General features: G+C 58.9%; 16 protein-coding genes. 9 read left to right on the top strand and 7 right to left on the bottom strand.

Annotated elements, in window-relative coordinates:
* Nucleotides 1–186 precede the first annotated feature (186 nt).
* Together ACQZ5Y_RS05125 and ACQZ5Y_RS05120 are read left to right on the top strand one after the other, a co-directional pair.
* Nucleotides 187–5,691 carry a glutamate synthase-related protein gene (locus ACQZ5Y_RS05125; protein ID WP_174049105.1) on the top strand — a complete coding sequence of 1,835 codons (5,505 nt, stop codon included), beginning with the start codon at nt 187–189 and terminating at the stop codon, nt 5,689–5,691.
* Complete coding sequence (locus ACQZ5Y_RS05120) at nt 5,688–7,454, top strand: sulfite reductase subunit alpha (protein WP_174049106.1); 1,767 nt, start codon at nt 5,688–5,690, stop codon at nt 7,452–7,454. Before ACQZ5Y_RS05125 ends, ACQZ5Y_RS05120 begins: the two co-directional genes overlap by 4 nt.
* A 19-nt stretch (nt 7,455–7,473) precedes the next feature.
* Here ACQZ5Y_RS05120 and ACQZ5Y_RS05115 read toward each other — a convergent pair whose 3' ends face one another.
* From ACQZ5Y_RS05115 to fabA, 5 genes are all read right to left on the bottom strand, one after another.
* The gene (locus ACQZ5Y_RS05115; RefSeq protein WP_003514432.1) at nt 7,474–8,067 is read right to left on the bottom strand and encodes a TadE/TadG family type IV pilus assembly protein; all 594 of its coding nucleotides are present in this window, start codon (nt 8,065–8,067) and stop codon (nt 7,474–7,476) included.
* Nucleotides 8,064–8,657 (bottom strand): TadE/TadG family type IV pilus assembly protein, encoded by a 594-nt coding sequence (locus tag ACQZ5Y_RS05110; RefSeq protein ID WP_025592078.1) that lies wholly within the window; start codon nt 8,655–8,657, stop codon nt 8,064–8,066. Before ACQZ5Y_RS05110 ends, ACQZ5Y_RS05115 begins: the two co-directional genes overlap by 4 nt.
* A gap of 189 nt (nt 8,658–8,846) precedes the next feature.
* Complete coding sequence (gene fabI, locus ACQZ5Y_RS05105) at nt 8,847–9,653, bottom strand: enoyl-ACP reductase FabI (protein WP_003514436.1); 807 nt, start codon at nt 9,651–9,653, stop codon at nt 8,847–8,849.
* 5 nt (nt 9,654–9,658) lie between these two features.
* Nucleotides 9,659–10,882 (bottom strand): beta-ketoacyl-ACP synthase I, encoded by a 1,224-nt coding sequence (gene fabB, locus ACQZ5Y_RS05100; protein ID WP_003514438.1) that lies wholly within the window; start codon nt 10,880–10,882, stop codon nt 9,659–9,661.
* 75 nt (nt 10,883–10,957) lie between these two features.
* Nucleotides 10,958–11,473, bottom strand: a complete 516-nt coding sequence (gene fabA, locus ACQZ5Y_RS05095) for a 3-hydroxyacyl-[acyl-carrier-protein] dehydratase FabA (protein ID WP_003514441.1) — start codon at nt 11,471–11,473, stop codon at nt 10,958–10,960.
* A 195-nt stretch (nt 11,474–11,668) separates the two neighbouring features.
* Here fabA and ACQZ5Y_RS05090 point away from each other — a divergent pair, with 195 nt between their 5' ends.
* Entirely contained in the window at nt 11,669–11,800 is a 132-nt protein-coding gene (locus tag ACQZ5Y_RS05090; protein ID WP_003514443.1) for a hypothetical protein, read from the top strand.
* Nucleotides 11,790–12,209, top strand: a complete 420-nt coding sequence (gene irrA, locus ACQZ5Y_RS05085; protein ID WP_003507276.1) for an iron response transcriptional regulator IrrA — start codon at nt 11,790–11,792, stop codon at nt 12,207–12,209. Before ACQZ5Y_RS05090 ends, irrA begins: the two co-directional genes overlap by 11 nt.
* Before the next feature lie 72 nt (nt 12,210–12,281).
* Here the strand turns inward: irrA and ACQZ5Y_RS05080 are convergent, their stop codons facing one another.
* Nucleotides 12,282–12,920 carry a trimeric intracellular cation channel family protein gene (locus tag ACQZ5Y_RS05080; RefSeq protein WP_003514444.1) on the bottom strand — a complete coding sequence of 213 codons (639 nt, stop codon included), beginning with the start codon at nt 12,918–12,920 and terminating at the stop codon, nt 12,282–12,284.
* Nucleotides 12,921–12,997: 77 nt separating this feature from the next.
* On the opposite strand from ACQZ5Y_RS05080, the gene ACQZ5Y_RS05075 reads away from it, so the two are divergent.
* Entirely contained in the window at nt 12,998–13,516 is a 519-nt protein-coding gene (locus ACQZ5Y_RS05075; protein ID WP_019564536.1) for a hypothetical protein, read from the top strand.
* 12 nt (nt 13,517–13,528) lie between these two features.
* Here the strand turns inward: ACQZ5Y_RS05075 and ACQZ5Y_RS05070 are convergent, their stop codons facing one another.
* The gene (locus ACQZ5Y_RS05070; RefSeq protein ID WP_174049107.1) at nt 13,529–14,239 is read right to left on the bottom strand and encodes a YoaK family protein; all 711 of its coding nucleotides are present in this window, start codon (nt 14,237–14,239) and stop codon (nt 13,529–13,531) included.
* Between the two features lie 205 nt (nt 14,240–14,444).
* Here ACQZ5Y_RS05070 and ACQZ5Y_RS05065 point away from each other — a divergent pair, with 205 nt between their 5' ends.
* From ACQZ5Y_RS05065 to hutC, 4 genes are all read left to right on the top strand, one after another.
* Complete coding sequence (locus ACQZ5Y_RS05065) at nt 14,445–15,386, top strand: ABC transporter substrate-binding protein (RefSeq protein WP_003514451.1); 942 nt, start codon at nt 14,445–14,447, stop codon at nt 15,384–15,386.
* A gap of 142 nt (nt 15,387–15,528) precedes the next feature.
* Nucleotides 15,529–16,302: an ABC transporter permease gene (locus tag ACQZ5Y_RS05060; RefSeq protein ID WP_003514452.1), complete on the top strand. Its 774-nt coding sequence runs from the start codon at nt 15,529–15,531 to the stop codon at nt 16,300–16,302.
* Entirely contained in the window at nt 16,302–17,087 is a 786-nt protein-coding gene (locus ACQZ5Y_RS05055) for an ABC transporter ATP-binding protein (protein WP_013635262.1), read from the top strand. Before ACQZ5Y_RS05060 ends, ACQZ5Y_RS05055 begins: the two co-directional genes overlap by 1 nt.
* A gap of 35 nt (nt 17,088–17,122) precedes the next feature.
* Nucleotides 17,123–17,860 carry a histidine utilization repressor gene (gene hutC / locus ACQZ5Y_RS05050; protein WP_003514455.1) on the top strand — a complete coding sequence of 246 codons (738 nt, stop codon included), beginning with the start codon at nt 17,123–17,125 and terminating at the stop codon, nt 17,858–17,860.
* Nucleotides 17,861–17,872: the final 12 nt, after the last annotated feature.

Raw genomic sequence — 17,872 nt, 5'->3', positions numbered from 1 at the left:
AGCGGCCAATGCCGCCACGCCGTTTGGCGGCCGCAAAACGACCGTTCGCGCCATTAAACGCCGATAAGCAGAAAAGAAGAGGAGCAGCCAGGTCGCCTGCGGCTCCGCCCGCAGAGTGCCGGCTGACGCGCCGGGTTTCGGGAAAAGGGCGATGCCGCGCGGAATGCGCAACGAGAGGAGAGAACCTTGAGCGTGACGGAGCAAAAATTCGGCCTTTACGATGCGGCTTTTGAGAAAAGCAGCTGTGGCGTCGGTTTCATCACCCGCAAGGACGGCGTGCAGACGCATGATGTGCTGAAGCGCGGTCACGAGGCGCTCTGTGCCGTGCCGCATCGCGGCGGCATGTCGGCGGAGGGCGTGGGTGATGGTGCTGGCGTGTCGCTCGATCTTTCACTCTCATTTTTCCGGAAGCTGACGGGCAACGATTCCTTGCAAGCCGGCCGGTTCGGCGTCGGCAATTTTTTCCTGCCGCAGAACCCTGCTTTTCATGACCAGGCGATCGGCATCATCGGCAGTGCTCTGGAGGAACAGGGCTTCTCGATCCTGCTGGTCCGCAATGTACCGGTGAATGACGCGGCCATCCGCGCGGCCGCCATTTCCTATCAATTGCCGATCCGGCAATGGGTCTTTTCGGCGCCAGCGGAATGCGCAACCCTTGCCGAGTTCGACTGGCGTATTCACAAGGCGCTGCTCGCTATCGAGGCGCTTGCCTATACCGCGCCGGAACTTGCCGGTTTTTATCCGCTGTCGCTCAGCGCGCGCACGCAGGTTCTGAAAGGGCGTTTGAACTCGCATGAGGTCATGCCCTATTTCTGCGACCTGACCGATCCGCGCCATGAAGTGCATACGATGTATTTCCACACGCGGTTTTCCACCAATACAGATCCGCACCCCTCCATGGCGCAGCCCTTCAGGCTGATGGCGCATAATGGCGAACTCAACACCGACAAGAAGAACCGGCTGTCGGAAGCGGCCGTGGCGCTGGCGAAAAATGCCAGCATCATCCGGCCGAAGGGCCAGTCTGATAGCTGCCGTCTGGACCAGACATTGCAGGCGCGGGTGATGGAAGACGGTCTCGACCTCGTCACCGCCGTCGTCTCGATGATGCCGCCCGCCTGGGAAAACGACGACACGCTCTCGCCCGGCGTCAAGGCGATGCTGGAATATTTCTCGCTCTACGAGGAGAAGAATGACGGCCCGGCTGCGCTGATTTTCGGCGACGGCACCGTCATCGGCGCACGGCTTGATCGCCTCGGCCTGCGCCCGCTGCGGACCGTCGAGACAGACGATTATCTCTGCGTCATGTCGGAGGCGGGGCAGATCGCCTTTCCGGCCGAAAGCGTCATTCGTCGCGGCCGCATCGAGGCCGGCGGCATGCTTTATTACGACCACGCCGAACGGCGCGCCTTTTCCACCGTCGAGGCGCTGGAGCTTCTGGCGGCGCGGCGGGACTACCCGTCGCTATTGTCTGAAGCGCGCGTCATGCTTGCGGATTTGCCGGAGGTGCCCGCCGAAAAGCAGGGATCGCCGCTTCGATACAATGGCGATCTGGAACGGCATCAGCGTTATGTCGCCTATTCGCACAATCAGGAAAGCTTCAAGTTCCTGATGGATCCGATGCTGGCGTCGGGTGCTGAAAAAATCTCGGCCATGGGTTATGGCAATGCCATCAACGCGCTCTCCGATCAGGAAGGCGGGGTTGCCAAATATTTCTCGCAACGCTTTGCGCAGGTCACCAACCCCCCGCTCGACAGCATTCGTGAGGCCGATGGCATGACGCTGCGCGTGGCGCTCGGCGCAAAGCCGAATAGCGGTGCGAAAGCGGCCCGCCAGATTGTCGTGCACTCCCCGATCCTGACCCATCTCGACATGCTGCGCATTCGCGAGCAGTCGGAGACGCCAGTTCGTCGTTTCGAGATGCTTTATACGCCGATCTTTGATGCTGCGAGTGCCAACGAAGCGGCCTTGCGTCAGGCGATAGATGGCCTCTGCGGTGAGGTTGTGGCTTTCGCGGCCGGGGAGGGCGGTATTGCCGTCGTCACTGACCGGCACGTTTCGGCAGGTCGTGCGGCGTTGCCTATGATCATGGTCGTCTCCGCCATCAACCAGCGGCTGATCGAGGAGGGGCTGCGGCTACGCGTGTCCCTGATCGTTGAAAGTGGGCAATTTTCCTCCTCGCATCACATCGCAGCGGGCCTTGGTTTCGGGGCTTCGGCTGTCTACCCACTCGGCGTGCAGTTCCGTGCCGAGGAGAAATTTGGTGCCGATGCTGACAAGGCCTTCAAGCGTTTTGCCAAGGCGGCTGAAAAGTCGCTGATGAAGACCATGGGCAAGGTCGGGCTGTGCACGGCGGAAAGCTATATTGGCGGCGAGTTCTTCGAACCGAACTTCCTCGACACCAACGATCCTGTGCTGAAGCGTTATTTCCCCAATGTTAAGACCCCGGTCGGTGGCGTTACCTTCGCTGTCATCGCGCAGGCGGTAGTGGACTGGCATCGCAAGGCGCTGTCGGTAAAGGGTGAAAACGACATTCCGCTGCTCGGTCTCTTCAAGGAGCGCGCCGAAGGTGCTGGCCATTCCTATGGCACGACGGCGGTTCGCGGTTTCGTCGATATGACGGAGGAAAAGATCGGTTTCGACAAGGGAACCGACAACGAAGAGGCGCTGCGTCTCCTGCCGCTCAACCGGCTGGAGGATGCTTTCGGCCTCAACGATGCGGCCTATTATCACAACAGCTTCGACCGGCTGACGCCCGAGGCAATCGACGCTTTCGAGGTAACGCCGGGTTACCGCGCCTTCGCACGCATGATGGCCGAAGAAAGGGCACGCCGTCCGGCAGCCCTGCGTGATGTTCTGGAATTGCCGGCTGATGTGACCTTTGCCGGTTCGGCCGAAGAATTCCGCCGCGAGATGGGGCGCTTTTCCAGACGTGGCAACAACAGCTTCATGGTGCGCGGATTGCTCTGCGAAAGTGCGGGCGAAGGCGCGTTCCGGCTGGAATTGACCGGGCCGCACGGTCATGAGCTTGCCCGGCTTGCCGCACTCGGTCAGTCGCTGCTTGATCGTTTCGGTGAGGATATTGCCGGCCATTGGCTGGAGGGCGGCGCGCTTCTGGTTCAGGCGAAGGGTGAAGCATTCACCTATCTGTCGCTGATCCGCACCGCACCTGACAGCATTGCGCTCGACGCTGTGCAAAAGGCGAGTGAGATCACCAAGACCCTCGCTTCGGGTGCGATGAGCCATGGCGCGCTGGTCGCAGCCGCCCATGAGGCGGTGGCGCATGGCACCAATATGGTTGGCGGCATGTCGAATTCGGGGGAGGGCGGCGAGCATATTTCCCGTTACGGTACCATCCGCGCCTCGCGCATCAAGCAGTTCGCGTCTGGCCGTTTTGGTGTCTGGGCGGGTTATCTTGCCGACCCGATGCTGGAGGAAATAGAGATCAAGATCGGCCAGGGTGCAAAGCCCGGCGAGGGCGGGCAATTGCCGTCCCCCAAGGTAACGGTGGAAATAGCCGCGGCCCGTGGCGGCACCCCAGGCGTCGAGCTGGTTTCGCCGCCGCCGCACCATGATACCTATTCGATCGAGGATCTGGCCCAGCTTATCCACGACGCCAAGGCGGCGCGCGTGCGCGTCATCGTCAAGCTCGTTTCGTCGGAAGGCATCGGCACGATTGCAGTCGGTGTTGCGAAAGCGGGTGCGGACGTCATCAATGTTGCCGGCAATACCGGTGGCACGGGTGCGGCCGCTGTCACCAGCCTCAAATATACCGGCCGCGCGGCGGAAATCGGCATCGCCGAGGTGCATCAGGCGCTTTGCGCCACGGGCCTTCGTGCCAAGGTGCTGCTGCGCTGCTCCGGCGCGCACCAGACAGCGAGCGACGTGGTGAAATCGGCCCTTCTCGGCGGCGACAGCTTCGAATTCGGCACCACGGCGCTGATGATGCTGAAATGCGTCATGGCGAAGAACTGCAACATCAAGTGCCCCGCTGGCCTCACCACCAATCAGGAAGCCTTCAACGGCGATCCACGCGCGCTGGCGCAATATCTCATGAACATCGCCCATGAAACCCGCGAGATATTGGCCGCACTCGGGCTGCGCTCGCTGCGCGAAGCTCGGGGCCGCTCCGATCTTCTTCACCTCCTCGATCACCCGGCGAGCGTCGGCCAGCTTGACCTGCGGGCGATGCTTTCGGTGGTGGAGGAAGTGAAGATCGATAGCCCGGTCTATATGGAAAAGGACTTCGCGCTGGACGATGCCTTCATCGAACTCGTGCGCTCGGCTCTGATCGACAGCAAGCGGGAGAACATCGAGCTTGGCGGCAACCGCTTCCTCAACAATTGCAACAAGAGTGTTGGCGGCCAGCTCGCCGTCGATATCGAGCGCATGCTGAACCACGAACTTTCCGACGAAGAGGCGGATGCGCTTCCGGCTGTGAAGCGGGATAGCCGTGGTCGCCGTTTTCTGGAGGCGGGTTCGGTGCGCATCGACACATCAGGTTCAGCAGGGCAGTCCTTCGGCGCTTTCTGCAATGACGGCATGGTCATGGTCCATACCGGTACCTGCAATGATGGCGTCGGCAAAAGCGCCTGCGGCGGCACCATTGTAGTGCGCTCCCCCGGTGGCGGTTCGCAAGATGCTGATGGCAATGTGCTGGTCGGTAATTTTGCATTGTTCGGCGCCACCGGCGGTCGCACTTTCGTGGAAGGGCAGGCGGGCGACCGTTTTGCGGTGCGCAATTCGGGTGCGACAGCCGTTGTCGAAGGTGTGGGCGACTTCGCCTGCGAATATATGACCAATGGCGCTGTGCTTAACCTCGGCAGTTTCGGCAAGGGTTTCGGCAACGGCATGAGCGGCGGCTTCGTCTATCAATATGACCCTTACGGCGATCTGCCGAAGAAGGTGAGCCATGATTCCATCATGCTCGGCTCCATCACCGGCGAGGACGAACAGGCATCTATCCACAATCAGGCCGTTCACCAGCTTTTGACCTGGCATGTCGACGAAACAGGGTCCGCCAAGGCCGCATGGATTCTGCAAAACTGGGAAAGCGAACAGCACAATTTCGTCTACGGCATGCCGCGCGCCCTGCTGCTTTATCAGGACAGCGACGAGATTCTGAAAGCCAAGCCCCGCAAGGAGCTGCTGGAGGAACTGGCGTCCGCGCTTGCCGCCCATCAGGTGCGGAAGTTCAAGCTGGCTTATCGCGACCGCAAGGCCGTGTTGAACGGAACCGTCCCTGGTTATGGTGAGACGGATACGGAAGACATGTATGCGCTCATCAACAACTACACGGTTTTGAGCATGGCGCAGGCCATTGCCCTCCAACGGTTGCCGATGGCATCCGGTCCTTCCGATCCCGCCATCGAAAAAGCCGTGCGCAATCTCGTCCTCACGGAGGACTATGCGCTGATGCAGCGGCTGCTGAAATATGCGCGCGAGGCGCTTTCCGATCATGATGACGAGCAGCTTGCGGTGATGATCGCCGCCAAGCGGCTCGACGATTACAAGCAGGCGCTCGCGCGCCGCAACATCTGGTCGGTGGATAGCCCCGGCACCTATGGCTGGATCATTCAGCAGAACCGCAAAAACATCGAGAAGATCGGTCGTCTGCCGGGCTTTGAGGAGCTTTTCGCGGCGCGTGCCATTCCCGACCTTGCCACCGCATCCAGCCAGAACAGGGCAGCATGATGAAGATACCTTACATTCCTCAAGATGCCCCTTTCAATGGCGACCAGCGCGCCTGGCTATCCGGCTTCCTGGCCGGGCTTCATTCCCGCGCAGCAATGGGTATGGACACATCGGTTGCCGCTGCCGCTCCCAAGGCGGCGGCCAGCGTGCTGAACATTCTCTTCGGCACCCAGACCGGCAATGCCGAGGCGCTGGCGATGGATATAGCCGACGCCGCCCGTGCCCAGGGCATGCAGCCTGTGGTGACGGCCTTGGATGATGTTTCCATGGATAGTCTGGGCGCCATGAAGCGCGTCATTGTCGTCACTTCCACCTACGGCGAAGGTGAAATGCCTGACAATGCCCAGCTTTTCTGGGAGGCCCTTTCCAGGGAGGCCGCACCCCGGCTGGATGAGATGAACTTTGCCGTGCTTGCGCTTGGCGACACCGGTTACGATGGCTTCTGCCAGGCGGGCAAGCTCATCGATACCCGCTTCGAGCAGCTTGGCGGCAAACGGATGAAGACGCGTATCGATTGCGATATCGATTTCGAAGATGTCGCAGCCAACTGGATCGGCGAGACCCTGCCACTCGCGCTCGCCATCGATGGTGGCAATAAGGCGGCGGTTGTGCCGGCGATCGCCGCGGCGCCCGCGCGGACAAAACAGGGCTGGAGCCGCAAGAACCCCTATGCTGCGCAGGTGAGCGTCAATCGCCTTCTTTCCGGGCCTGCTTCGTCCAAGGAAATTCGCCACTACGAATTTAATCTCGGCGAAAGTGGTCTCGACTATGAGGCGGGGGATGCTCTGGGCGTCGTTCCCCTAAACGACCCGAAACTGGTAGGCGCGCTGCTCGAACGCTTCGGAGTGAGCGCGGATGGCGAAGTCGCCGGACTTGACCGTCCGGTCGGCGATGCGCTTCTCAATATGTTCGAGATATCGACACCGTCGCGTGAACTGGTCGCCGAGATCGGCAAGCGCGCAGGGCACGATGAACTCAGCTACATCCTTGCGAATGGAGACAGGGAACAGCTTGCCGCCTTTCTCTGGAGCAAGGATATTCTCGACCTGCTTAGTCTCGGTGAAAAACCCGTATTCGACCTTGCTGAATTCGTGACTTTCCTGAAGCCGTTACAGCATCGCGCCTATTCTATCTCTTCCAGCCCTCTGGCCGCGCACAACAGCGTTCATCTGACAGTCGCCAGCGTGCGTTATCGCGCCGAAGGTCGCGAGCGTGGCGGCGTGTGCTCCACTTATCTCGCGGACCGGGTAGAAGCGGGGCAGAGTGCCGGGATTTTCGTCTCTCCGAACAAGGCGTTTCGCGTGCCTCAGGACAATGACGCACCTGTTATCATGGTGGGACCCGGCACGGGCATTGCGCCATTCCGGGCATTTTTGCAGGAACGGCAGGCGCGGGGCGCAAAGGGCCGGAACTGGCTGTTTTTCGGCGATCAGCACCGGCAGTCGGATTTCATCTACGAAGACGAACTTGGAAAGATGAGTCGCGATGGCGTGCTGACCCGTCTCGATCTCGCTTTCTCGAGGGATCAGGCCGAAAAGATCTATGTTCAGACCCGTATGCGCCAAAACGGCAAGGCACTCTATCAATGGCTCGAAGAGGGCGGCCATTTTTATGTTTGCGGCGACGCGACCCGCATGGCGAAGGATGTTGACGATGCCCTGCACCAGATCGTTATTGACGAGGCGGGCATCTCTGCGGAAGCGGCAAGCGACTATGTAAACCGGCTGAAGCGCGAAAAACGTTATCTGCGCGATGTTTATTAGAGCAAAGCGCTGAGGCGCATCAGCAATTGGAGCAGGTTATCTCAGCGTCGCGCTGCTTGAAGAAATAATCGCGTGCGATCGTGATCGATCTTACGCCGGACGAAGAAATATCTGGCATGAACATCAACAACTCATGCGGCACGGAAAGCTCGACGTGGATGAGGAAACTGTCCGCTACAAGCAAACGTGTGGGAACGGAGACTGGCGATCCCACCACATAGGGCCGCGCGTTTTTCTCGTTCCAGGACCAGGCGATAGTCGCCTGTTTCTGCTTGTCGATCTTGATGCCGCTGATCTTCAGCTGCAGACCCTTGGTGCTGTAAGGCGCAAAGACGGCAGCCGTTACGTCCTGCATGCTTGTCAGATAAGCCTTGTCGACGGAATTTGTTTTGGAGATCAGGTCGTTGATCGTTGCGGAGGCGCTGCTTGCCCGCTTGTAGGTATTATAGCCGATGGTGAGTTCGAAGGACGTCAGATAAAGCGCAAGCAATATCGGGAAGACGATCGCAAATTCTACCGCACCCACGCCACGGCGATCCCTTGCGAAGCGTGCAACGAGCGCGATAAAACGAAGTCGGCCGTTCGTGATGGTGGAAACAAGCCCTGCCATCATGAGCCCCCGCTCGTGGTGTACTTCTCATTCATGAAAGCGTCGGTCGCGACAATGAGGAAATGCGACGGCATTGACCCGTCGGCTGGGCGTATTTTGGTAAGATATGGTCGGATGATATCTGCGACTACACGCCAGCGATAATAGACGCGCAGCATATTGATCGTGTCAGGTCCACCCGGCTTGAAGCCGAATTGCGCCGTGTCGAGATCGTAATATTCGCCGTTAGCTTTCAAGGGTATCGTAGTTGGAATATCCTTGAAGGCGGTGAAGGAGCGAAGGTCTATATAAAGCTTCTGTTCTTTTTTGATCTCATCATCGCAGGTGATAATCACCGAAACTTCGTTGCAGAAACTCTTGCGAAAATCCTCTTTGGAAATCGAACTGCTGATCTGCCCGGTGCGCAGACGCCTCGCCATCGTGTCGGTAGCATTGACGACCACTTGCTCCGCCATCAAGGCGATGAAAGTTTCGATGATCGCAAAGACGACCAGGAAATAGGGAAGCGCCAGGATCGCGAATTCGATGGCTGCTGTCCCGTCACGCGAGAGCCCGAATTTTTCCAGCAATGGCTTCAATTTGGCCAGTCGCATATGTCGGTGTCGATCTTTAGAATATGCGGCAAGCGCAACCGTTGAATTTGTTGCGGACCATAACCAGCCGGTGTTTAAATTCAGTTACCCCGACGAGTTATACTTTATCAGTTCGCAAAAATGGCACAGGCTATAAACGCAAAAAGCCCGGCATATCGCCGGGCTTTTACTTACTGGAAAGACGATAGCTTATTCCGCATCCGCTTTTGAGAGAACCTCAAGAGTGGGTGTGGAGGTGATATTGTAGCCGCAATCCACGTAGTGGCACTCGCCGGTAACGCCGCGCGACATGTTGGACAGCAGATAAAGAGCCGATCCGCCGATATCGTCGATATCCGCTGTTCGCCGCAGCGGTGCGTTTTTCTGGTTCCACGCATAGATTGCGCGCGCATCGGAAATGCCGGCGCCCGCCAGTGTGCGGACCGGTCCGGCCGAGATGGCGTTGACGCGAATATCGCGCGGGCCATAGTCGGCAGCGAGATAACGCACGGACGCTTCTAGAGCTGCCTTGGCAACGCCCATGACGTTGTAGTTGGGGATGACCCGCTGCGAACCGTTATAGGTCAGCGTCAGCATGGATCCGCCATTCGTCATCAGTTCGGCGGCACGCTTGGCGATTTCCGTGAACGAGAAACAGGAGATGACCATAGTGCGGCTGAAATTCTCGCGGGTCGTATCCGCGTAAAGACCCTTCAGCTCGTTCTTGTCGGAAAAGCCGATCGCGTGCACGACGAAATCCAGCGTACCCCATTTTTCTCGGATTGCCGCAAAAAGCGCGTCAACCGAGGCGATATCCTCGACATCGCAAGGCACGATAAAGTCGGATCCGAGCTCGGCGGCGAGCGGCTTTACCCGCTTGCCGAGCGCCTCACCCTGATAGGTGAAGGCGAGCTCTGCGCCCTGCGCCGCAAGAGCCTTGGAGATACCCCAGGCGATAGAGTGATTGTTTGCGACGCCCATGATGAGGCCGCGTTTACCCTGCATGATGCCGTTCATGGCAATTATCCGTTATGACGCTGGAAGACCAGCGTGGCGTTGGTGCCGCCGAAGCCGAAGGAATTGGAAAGGATCGTGTCGATCTTGGCATTGTCGATGCGGCTGCGAACAATCGGGACGCCCGCAAATTCCGGATCGAGTTCGGAAATATGCGCGCTCTCGCCGATGAAGCGTTCCTGCATCATCAACAGGCCGTAGATCGATTCCTGAACGCCTGCTGCGCCCAGCGAGTGGCCGGTGAGGGACTTGGTCGACTGGATATGCGGGATCTTGTCGCCGAAGACTTCCCGGATCGCGCCGATTTCCTTGCTGTCGCCAACCGGCGTCGAGGTGCCGTGGGTGTTGATGTAGTCGATATCGCCCTTGACGGTGGAAAGGGCTTGACGCATGCAGCGGATCGCGCCCTCGCCGGAAGGAGCCACCATGTCGTATCCATCCGAGGTTGCGCCATAACCGACGATCTCGGCGTAAATCTTGGCGCCGCGCGCCTTTGCATGTTCCAGCTCTTCAAGAACCAGTACGCCAGCACCGCCGGCGATCACGAAACCGTCGCGGTTGACGTCATAGGCGCGGGAAGCGAGGTTTGGCGTCTCGTTATATTTGGACGACATCGCGCCCATGGCGTCGAAGAGGTTGGACATGGACCAATCGAGGTCTTCATGGCCGCCAGCAAACATCACGTCCTGCTTGCCCCACTGGATCATCTCGGCGGCGTTGCCGATGCAATGCGCCGATGTGGAGCAGGCCGAAGAGATCGAATAGTTGACGCCGTGGATCTTGAACCAGGTCGCAAGTGTGGCCGATGCGGTCGAGGACATGGCCTTCGGCACGGCAAACGGGCCAATACGCTTCGGGCTGTTGTTCTTCAGCGTGATATCGGCGGCTTCGACGATGGTGCGGGTGGAAGGACCGCCCGAACCCATGATGATGCCGGTGCGCTCGTTGCCGCTGATGTCGCTTTCCTCGAGACCGGAATCGGCAATCGCCTGCTTCATGGCAACGTGGTTCCATGCGCCGCCCTGCGAAAGGAAGCGCATGGCGCGACGGTCGACCAGCTCGGTCGGATCGAGAGACGGCTTGCCCCATACCTGGCACTTGAAACCGTGTTCAGCAAAATCCGGTGAAAATGAAATGCCGGATTTGGCGTCGCGCAGTGATGCGGTGACTTCGGCGGCATCACCACCGATGGAAGAAACAATGCCGAGGCCGGTGACAACAACTCGTCTCATGAAATGGACCTTTTCTTAAGATTTCGGCTGGACGACCGAAGCCGCCCGGCGTTTGCCAGGACTATTCCGTCCGCTTCAGGCGGTCTTTTCCTTCGACAGCCCCACACGAAGGTCCGTCGCTTGATAAATGGTTTCGCCGTCTGCCTTCAGCCATCCGTCCGCGGTACCCAGAACGAGACGTCCGCGCATCACACGCTTGAAGTCTATGCCGTACTGGAGGAGCTTCGTCTCCGGGCGAACCATGCCCTTGAACTTGACTTCGCCGGTGGAGAGCGCCATGCCGCGGCCTTCTTCGCCCAACCAGCCGAGGAAGAAGCCGGTCAGCTGCCACATGCCGTCAAGGCCGAGGCAACCCGGCATGATCGGGTTGCCCTGGAAATGGCAGGGGAAATACCAGTCGTCTGGGCTGACATCGTATTCAGCGCGGATGAAACCCTTGTCGAACGCGCCGCCGGTTTCGGAAATTTCGGTGATGCGGTGAACCATGAGCATGGGAGGCAACGGAAGCTGGGCATTTCCCGGACCGAACAATTCGCCGCGTCCGCAGGAAAGGATCTCCTCGTAATTGTAACTTGATTGCCTCGTTGCCATACCGCTTTCACTTCCTCAATCACTGGTGTTTATCGACTTCACTAGAGCAAGTTAGGTTCAAAATGAAGCGCTGCAAGGGCAGAGGCCATTATGCCCCCATTCTTTGTCTTCGAACCTTCTTTAGAGAAGTCATTACCTCAATATGCCGTCCGCATACAGGAACCATCCGGCAGGAACCAGAGGAAATTTGCAAGAATGGCCGGTTTGCAGCCATTTGCGACACTCGGCGACGCTGAAACTATTGAAAGCATTCACCGCAAAAGATATATGCTATTGCAATTGATGGGTTTCACCCCTGTGTTTGGAATGGGATTGCATGGCATTTGACGCCACATTGGATATCGGGACGAGGCTGCGGCGCTCGGGGCTGCGCCCCACGCGCCAGCGCGTTGCTTTGGGCGATCTTCTTTTCGCAAAGGGTGATCGCCACCTGACGGTCGAGGAGCTGCATGACGAGGCGGTGACCGCCGGCGTGCCCGTTTCTCTCGCGACGGTCTACAACACGCTGCATCAGTTTACCGAAGCCGGTCTCATCCGCGTTCTGGCTGTCGAGGGTGCCCGCACCTATTTCGACACCAACGTGTCCGACCACCATCACTTCTTCGTGGAAGGAGAGAACGAGGTTCTCGACATCCCCGTCAACAATCTCCAGATCGACAATCTGCCAGAGGCGCCCGAAGGCATGGAAATCGCCCATGTGGACGTGGTCATTCGCCTGCGTCGCAAGCGCGGTTGAAGCTTCGGCTTGATAAACAAAAAAACATGGCGCCTGTGGGCGCCATTTTTGTTTCAGGCAGCCTTCGCCGCCTCACTTCAATATATCTTCAGGCCGTCTGCCGGGCTTGCCCTTGTAGGGCGGAAAGGTCCATCCGAAGATCAACGCTCCGGACCGGACACCGAAAGCCGTCAATACGCCGATGCCCGACGCGACATAAAGCGGCGCGCCGAGGAAATAAGCGCCGGTGAAGATGGAGGCGCCCAAAAGCGCGCAGGTGATGTAGATTTCCGGGCGCAGCAGCACGGAGGGTTCTCCCGCGAGAACATCGCGCAATACGCCGCCGAACGTCGCTGTCAAAACGCCTGTCACGATCGCCACGGTTGCGGAGCCGCTTGCAGCCAGACCCTTGGCGGCTCCCATGACGCAATAGGCTGAGAGGCCGACGGCATCGAGCCAGATGAGCACCCGATACCGGGATTCGAACAGGTAGGCGGTGAAGAAAAGTAGGACCGCAACCGATACGCAGACCAGAATATAGGTCGGGTTCAACACCCAGAACACGGGCGCCCTGCCCAGCACGAGATCGCGCACGGTGCCGCCGCCGATCCCGGTCGCGGCGGCGAAAAACAGGAAGCCGATCAGGTCGAGCTGCTTGCGTGAGGCGGCCAATGCGCCGGTTGCGGCAAACACGGCAACGCCGGCATAATCGAGAAAACCCAGCAGTGTCATGGAAAAGGTCCCCCCGGAAATTTGGATGCGTTTGCGTCAGTGTCGCGCAAGCACGGAACTCTAGGCTGGCCGCCCGGATGATCGCAACATCCATAAACGAAACGGATGCAAAGGAAAATGCCGTGCGAATCGCTATCGTTGCCGCTCTTCAGGCGCTGGTCCTCTTGATGTTTCCGGTCGCGCTGGCGGCACAGCAGCAGCTGGTGAACGATCCCGAGATCTATGAAAAGGATCATTTCCGCAAGGAGTGCAAGACGGCTGGCTTCGGCGATGATTTCATCACCAGACTGGATATCAACAATGATGGCCTGATGGATGCCGTCGTCAATCACGGCGTGCTGGATTGCGATGGCGAAAAAGGCCGCAGCTGCGATGACGAAGGTTGCCCTTACAATTTTTACGTCCAGGTCAAAGAGGGCGGATATCTGATGATCGCGACGGCCCGGATTTACGGCTACGATTTCATCAAACGTTTCGGCAACATGGTCTTCGTACTGAAGATGCACCCGCGTTATTGCGATCGAACCGACAAGGAAGCCTGCCTGATGACGGTGCGGGTGCGCGGCACGAAATTCGTCACCATCTCACGCAAGTGACGACGCAGTCCGTCAGGGCGCGATGCGCCTGATCCGGACCCTTTGATTATAGCGGTGGCGAAGCGAACGCGGAATGACGAGTGTGGCGATGGCGACCGCAAAAACGGTTGCCGCAACCACCCACAGGGCATGGTACTGCAGCGTGGCGCCCAACACCGCCCCGCAGATTGCGCCGCTGATCATACCGAGCCAGGGCACGATCTGGATGCCCCAATCGAGGCTTCGCTCCCCCAGAAGATAGCGACCGATGCCACGGCCAAAACGGGAAAGGGCGCCGGTCACGTAGGTGAGGCCAATAGGCAGCCCCTCAATATGTTCGACGGCAGCGTTGACCATCCCCATGGCGAAAACGACAAGATAAAACTGTGCCAGGGCGGAAGCATCGCCGCGCAGCAATGCGGCAATCGCCACCAGCGACCCGACGGCCACGAGAACGGCAAAGATACTCCGGTCGAATTTATGCGCGACCACGATACCGCCAGCGTTGCCCGCCACGAAAGCGATGATCGCGAAGAGTAGTTTCGCCGCATGGGAATAAACGCCAGCTTCCACCGAAATGGCCGCGCGGGTGGTGTTGCCGGTCATGAAGGAAACGAAATCGCCGGAAAGATGAAGACCCACCGCATCTGTCATTCCGGCGATGAATGAAATGGCGGCGACGAGCGCAATGCCGGTGCCGGTGCGCCTTGCCCTGATGATGTTACGGCGTCTCTGTCTGGTCATGGAAAAGCTCGATATGGAAAACAGCGGGCCGATGCGCCGGGCTGTGCTATCCTATGTCTAGAATGCCGGGCGGCTTGTTTGCAATCTTTCTGGAAGCGTTTGAGCGCCTCTATTTTGTCTAGACAAATGTAAAATCCCTGCCTAGCATGCCTCAAATAAAGCGAAAAAAATATCGCACAAAAATAAATCAAAAGGGGTTCCGATCATGAAAAAGACATGGGTTATCGCCGCAATCGCGACGCTTGTTTCATCTGCTTCCGCCTATGCCGAAACATCGGTTACAATAGGCATGTCCGGCTGGACCGGCTTTGCGCCACTGACGCTTGCCAAGCAGGCCGGCATTTTCGAAAAGAATGGCCTCAAGGTCGATATCAAGAAGATTCCGCAGGCAAGCCGGCATCTGGCGCTTGCTTCCGGTGACATCCAGTGCGCCGCCACCACGGTCGAAACGTGGATCGCGTGGAATGCCAATGGCGTGAAGTCCACCCAGATTTTCCAGATGGACAAGTCGCACGGCGCCGACGGCATTGCGGTGCGCAGTGATGTTGCAAAGGTGTCGGACCTCAAAGGCAAGACGGTTGCCGCTTCTGCACCGGGCACATCCCCCTATTTCTTCCTTGCCTGGATACTGAAGGAAAACGGCCTGACCCTGAAGGACGTGAAGGTCGTCAACCTTGAGCCGGGACCGGCCGCGCAGGCATTCGTCGCCGGCCAGAATGAAGCCGCCATGACCTATGAGCCTTATCTGTCCACAGTGCGCGCCGCGCCGGACAAGGGGAAAATCCTTGCGACGACGCTGGATTATCCCGCCGTCATGGACACGTTCGGCTGCACGCCGGATTTCTTGAAGGCCAATCCGCAGGCGGCAAAAGCCCTTGCGGACAGCTATTTCCAGGCGCTCGAGCTCATCAAGACGGACCCTGCAAAATCCTATGAGACCATGGGAGCGGACGTAAAACAGACCGGCGAGGCATTCGCAGCTTCGGCGAAATTCCTGGAATGGCAGGACAAGGCCGCCAACCAGAAGTTCTTCGACGGTGAATTCAAGACGTTCTCCGAAAAATCGGCTGATCTGCTTCTGGAAATCGGCGTGATAAAATCGAAACCCGATCTTTCGACACTCGCGGACACGTCCTTCATCAAGTAACAGAAGCAAATTGCTGCTTTTCCTTCGGGGACTATTGCAGCCAGTGAGAAGCCTTACAGCGCCTGTGCGTCATGGACGAAGCACAGGCGCTTAGATGGTGCGGCGATAGAGTGCCGCGCCCGTTTTCCGGACAGGCGACAGAATGCAACCTCTTCAACCCATAAAGAACAGCACGCGGATTTTTCTCGGCATTCTGTTCTTCGTGCTTTTTTTCTCCGCCTGGGGCTTTGCCACGCTCGGCGGTTTCGTATCGCCGACCTTTCTGGCTGACCCGATCACCATGCTGAAGGACGGCATCTATCTGCTGACCGATCAGGGATTTGCCAGCGATATCGGTATGACGATCTGGCGTGTTGTCGGCGGCTTCGTGCTGGCCTCGCTCGTTGCCGTACCGGTCGGCATCGCCATGGGCGCTTACAAGCCGGTCGAGGCGCTGCTTGAGCCCTTCGTCTCCTTCGCACGCTATCTTCCGGCTTCTGCCTTCGTGCCGCTGCTTATTCTCTGGGCCGGCATAGGCGAGATGCAGAAGCTGCTGGTGATCTTCATCGGCGCAGTTTTCCAGATCATTCTCATGGTTGCCGTGGCGGTTGCCGGCACAAGACGCGATCTGGTGGAGGCTGCCTATACACTTGGCGCAAAAGACCGGGGCGTGGTCCGCCGCGTTCTCATTCCCGCCAATGCGCCCGATATTGCGGAAATTCTCCGTCTCGTCCTCGGCTGGGCCTGGACCTATGTGATTGTTGCCGAGTTGATCGGCGCGTCGTCGGGCATCGGCTATATGATAATCAACAGCCAGGCGCTGATGGCGACCGGGCAGATCATCTTCGGCATCATCGTCATCGGTGTCATCGGACTTATTTCTGACTTCGCGTTCAAATCGCTGAACCGGAAGCTTTTCGCCTGGAGGCTTGCCTGATGAGCGAACTCGTTATCAAGGGCGTCAGCCGCACTTTCCCCGGCGTTCAGGGCGGCCAGCCAACGCTGGCCTTGCAGCCCACGGATCTGGAAATCTCCCGCAACGATTTCGTCACCATTCTCGGCCCGTCCGGATGCGGAAAGTCGACCTTGCTGCGCATCATCGCCGGTCTTGACCGTCCAACGACGGGTGAAGTCCTTTTGTCCGGCCGGGCAGTGACAGGGCCGGGGGCGGATCGCGGCATGGTGTTCCAGTCCTACACGCTGTTTCCGTGGCTAACGATCCGGGAAAACGTCGCCTTCGGTCTGCGCGAGCGTGGTGTGGCCGAGAAGGAAAAATGGGAGATCGTCGACAGCTATATCGACAAGGTTGGCCTGCGCGGCTTCGAGAACCATTGGCCGAAACAGCTGTCCGGCGGCATGCAGCAGAGAACAGCCATCGCGCGCGCTCTGGCAAACGGCCCGAAAATCCTGCTGCTCGACGAGCCTTTCGGCGCACTCGACAACCAGACGCGCGGGCTGATGCAGGAATTGCTGCTCGGCATATGGGAGCGCGAGCAGAAGACCGTCATTTTTGTGACGCATGACATTGAGGAGGCGGTATTCATGGCGTCGCGGGTTGTGACGATGTCAGCACGGCCGGGGCGCATCAAGTCGATCATGCCGGTCGACCTGCCGCATCCGCGTCACTACACCGTCAAGGCCAGCCCGGAGTTTTCGCAGCTACGCGCCAAGTTGACGGAGGAAATTCGCAGCGAGGCGATTGCCGCCGCTGCCCATGGATAGTTGATCCATAGAACCGGGAGGAAGGAAGCATCGGTATGAGGAGTACAGGCGCCGATCTTCAGGAAAAATCACTGCACGAGCGCATCCGCAACGATGTCGAGCGCCACATCATGTCGGGCGAGTGGCCGCCGGGGTACCGTATTCCCTACGAACACGAGATGACCCGGCAATATGCCTGCTCGCGCATGACGGTGAACAAGGCGCTCGGCGAACTGGTGCAGCGCGGCCTTATCGAGCGCCGCCGGCGTCTCGGCACTTTCGTTCGCCAGCCCCATGCGCAATCGGCCGTGCTGGAAATCCACGATATCGAGCGGGAGGTGCAGGCCCTCGGCCTCGTTTACGGTTACCGTCTCGACAGACGGCGACTGCGCCCTGCGGGGGAAGAAGACGGCGCGGCCATGGCGCTTGCCGCGGATGCCCCGGTTCTGGAACTCACCTGCACGCATTTTGCCGGCGGCGTTCCCTTTTGCCTTGAAGAACGCATCATCAATGTCACCGCCGTTCCGGAGGCGGAGGCAGCGGATTTTTCACAGATCGGGCCGGGCACTTGGCTGCTGAAAATGGTTCCCTGGAGTGCCGCGGAACATCGCATCAGCGCAGTTTCCGCTGATCGCAAAAACGCGACCGCGCTCGGCATTGCTTCCGGTGCGGCGTGTCTGGTCATCCACCGCCGCACCTGGCACGGAGCGGATTATGTCACCAGTGTTCGGGTCACCTATCCCGGCGACCGACACGCGCTGGTGGCGCAGTTTTCGCCTTCGCAAAACACCTGAAGACCGCAGGTC

The organism is Agrobacterium sp. A3-95, from assembly GCF_053521785.1.
The sequence above is the reverse complement of the archived record's forward strand: the minus strand, read 5'-3'. Positions and strand labels throughout refer to the sequence as shown.

What these genes read in the sequence shown, in the direction of transcription:
- ACQZ5Y_RS05120 (WP_174049106.1), top strand. Translation starts at nt 5,688, where the DNA reads ATGATGAAGATACCTTACATTCCTCAAGATGCCCCTTTCAATGGCGAC.
- ACQZ5Y_RS05115 (WP_003514432.1), bottom strand. Translation starts at nt 8,067, where the DNA reads ATGATGGCAGGGCTTGTTTCCACCATCACGAACGGCCGACTTCGTTTT.
- ACQZ5Y_RS05110 (WP_025592078.1), bottom strand. Translation starts at nt 8,657, where the DNA reads ATGCGACTGGCCAAATTGAAGCCATTGCTGGAAAAATTCGGGCTCTCG.
- fabI (WP_003514436.1), bottom strand. Translation starts at nt 9,653, where the DNA reads ATGAACGGCATCATGCAGGGTAAACGCGGCCTCATCATGGGCGTCGCA.
- fabB (WP_003514438.1), bottom strand. Translation starts at nt 10,882, where the DNA reads ATGAGACGAGTTGTTGTCACCGGCCTCGGCATTGTTTCTTCCATCGGT.
- fabA (WP_003514441.1), bottom strand. Translation starts at nt 11,473, where the DNA reads ATGGCAACGAGGCAATCAAGTTACAATTACGAGGAGATCCTTTCCTGC.
- ACQZ5Y_RS05090 (WP_003514443.1), top strand. Translation starts at nt 11,669, where the DNA reads ATGGCCGGTTTGCAGCCATTTGCGACACTCGGCGACGCTGAAACTATT.
- irrA (WP_003507276.1), top strand. Translation starts at nt 11,790, where the DNA reads ATGGCATTTGACGCCACATTGGATATCGGGACGAGGCTGCGGCGCTCG.
- ACQZ5Y_RS05080 (WP_003514444.1), bottom strand. Translation starts at nt 12,920, where the DNA reads ATGACACTGCTGGGTTTTCTCGATTATGCCGGCGTTGCCGTGTTTGCC.
- ACQZ5Y_RS05075 (WP_019564536.1), top strand. Translation starts at nt 12,998, where the DNA reads ATGATCGCAACATCCATAAACGAAACGGATGCAAAGGAAAATGCCGTG.
- ACQZ5Y_RS05070 (WP_174049107.1), bottom strand. Translation starts at nt 14,239, where the DNA reads ATGACCAGACAGAGACGCCGTAACATCATCAGGGCAAGGCGCACCGGC.
- ACQZ5Y_RS05065 (WP_003514451.1), top strand. Translation starts at nt 14,445, where the DNA reads ATGAAAAAGACATGGGTTATCGCCGCAATCGCGACGCTTGTTTCATCT.
- ACQZ5Y_RS05060 (WP_003514452.1), top strand. Translation starts at nt 15,529, where the DNA reads ATGCAACCTCTTCAACCCATAAAGAACAGCACGCGGATTTTTCTCGGC.
- ACQZ5Y_RS05055 (WP_013635262.1), top strand. Translation starts at nt 16,302, where the DNA reads ATGAGCGAACTCGTTATCAAGGGCGTCAGCCGCACTTTCCCCGGCGTT.
- hutC (WP_003514455.1), top strand. Translation starts at nt 17,123, where the DNA reads ATGAGGAGTACAGGCGCCGATCTTCAGGAAAAATCACTGCACGAGCGC.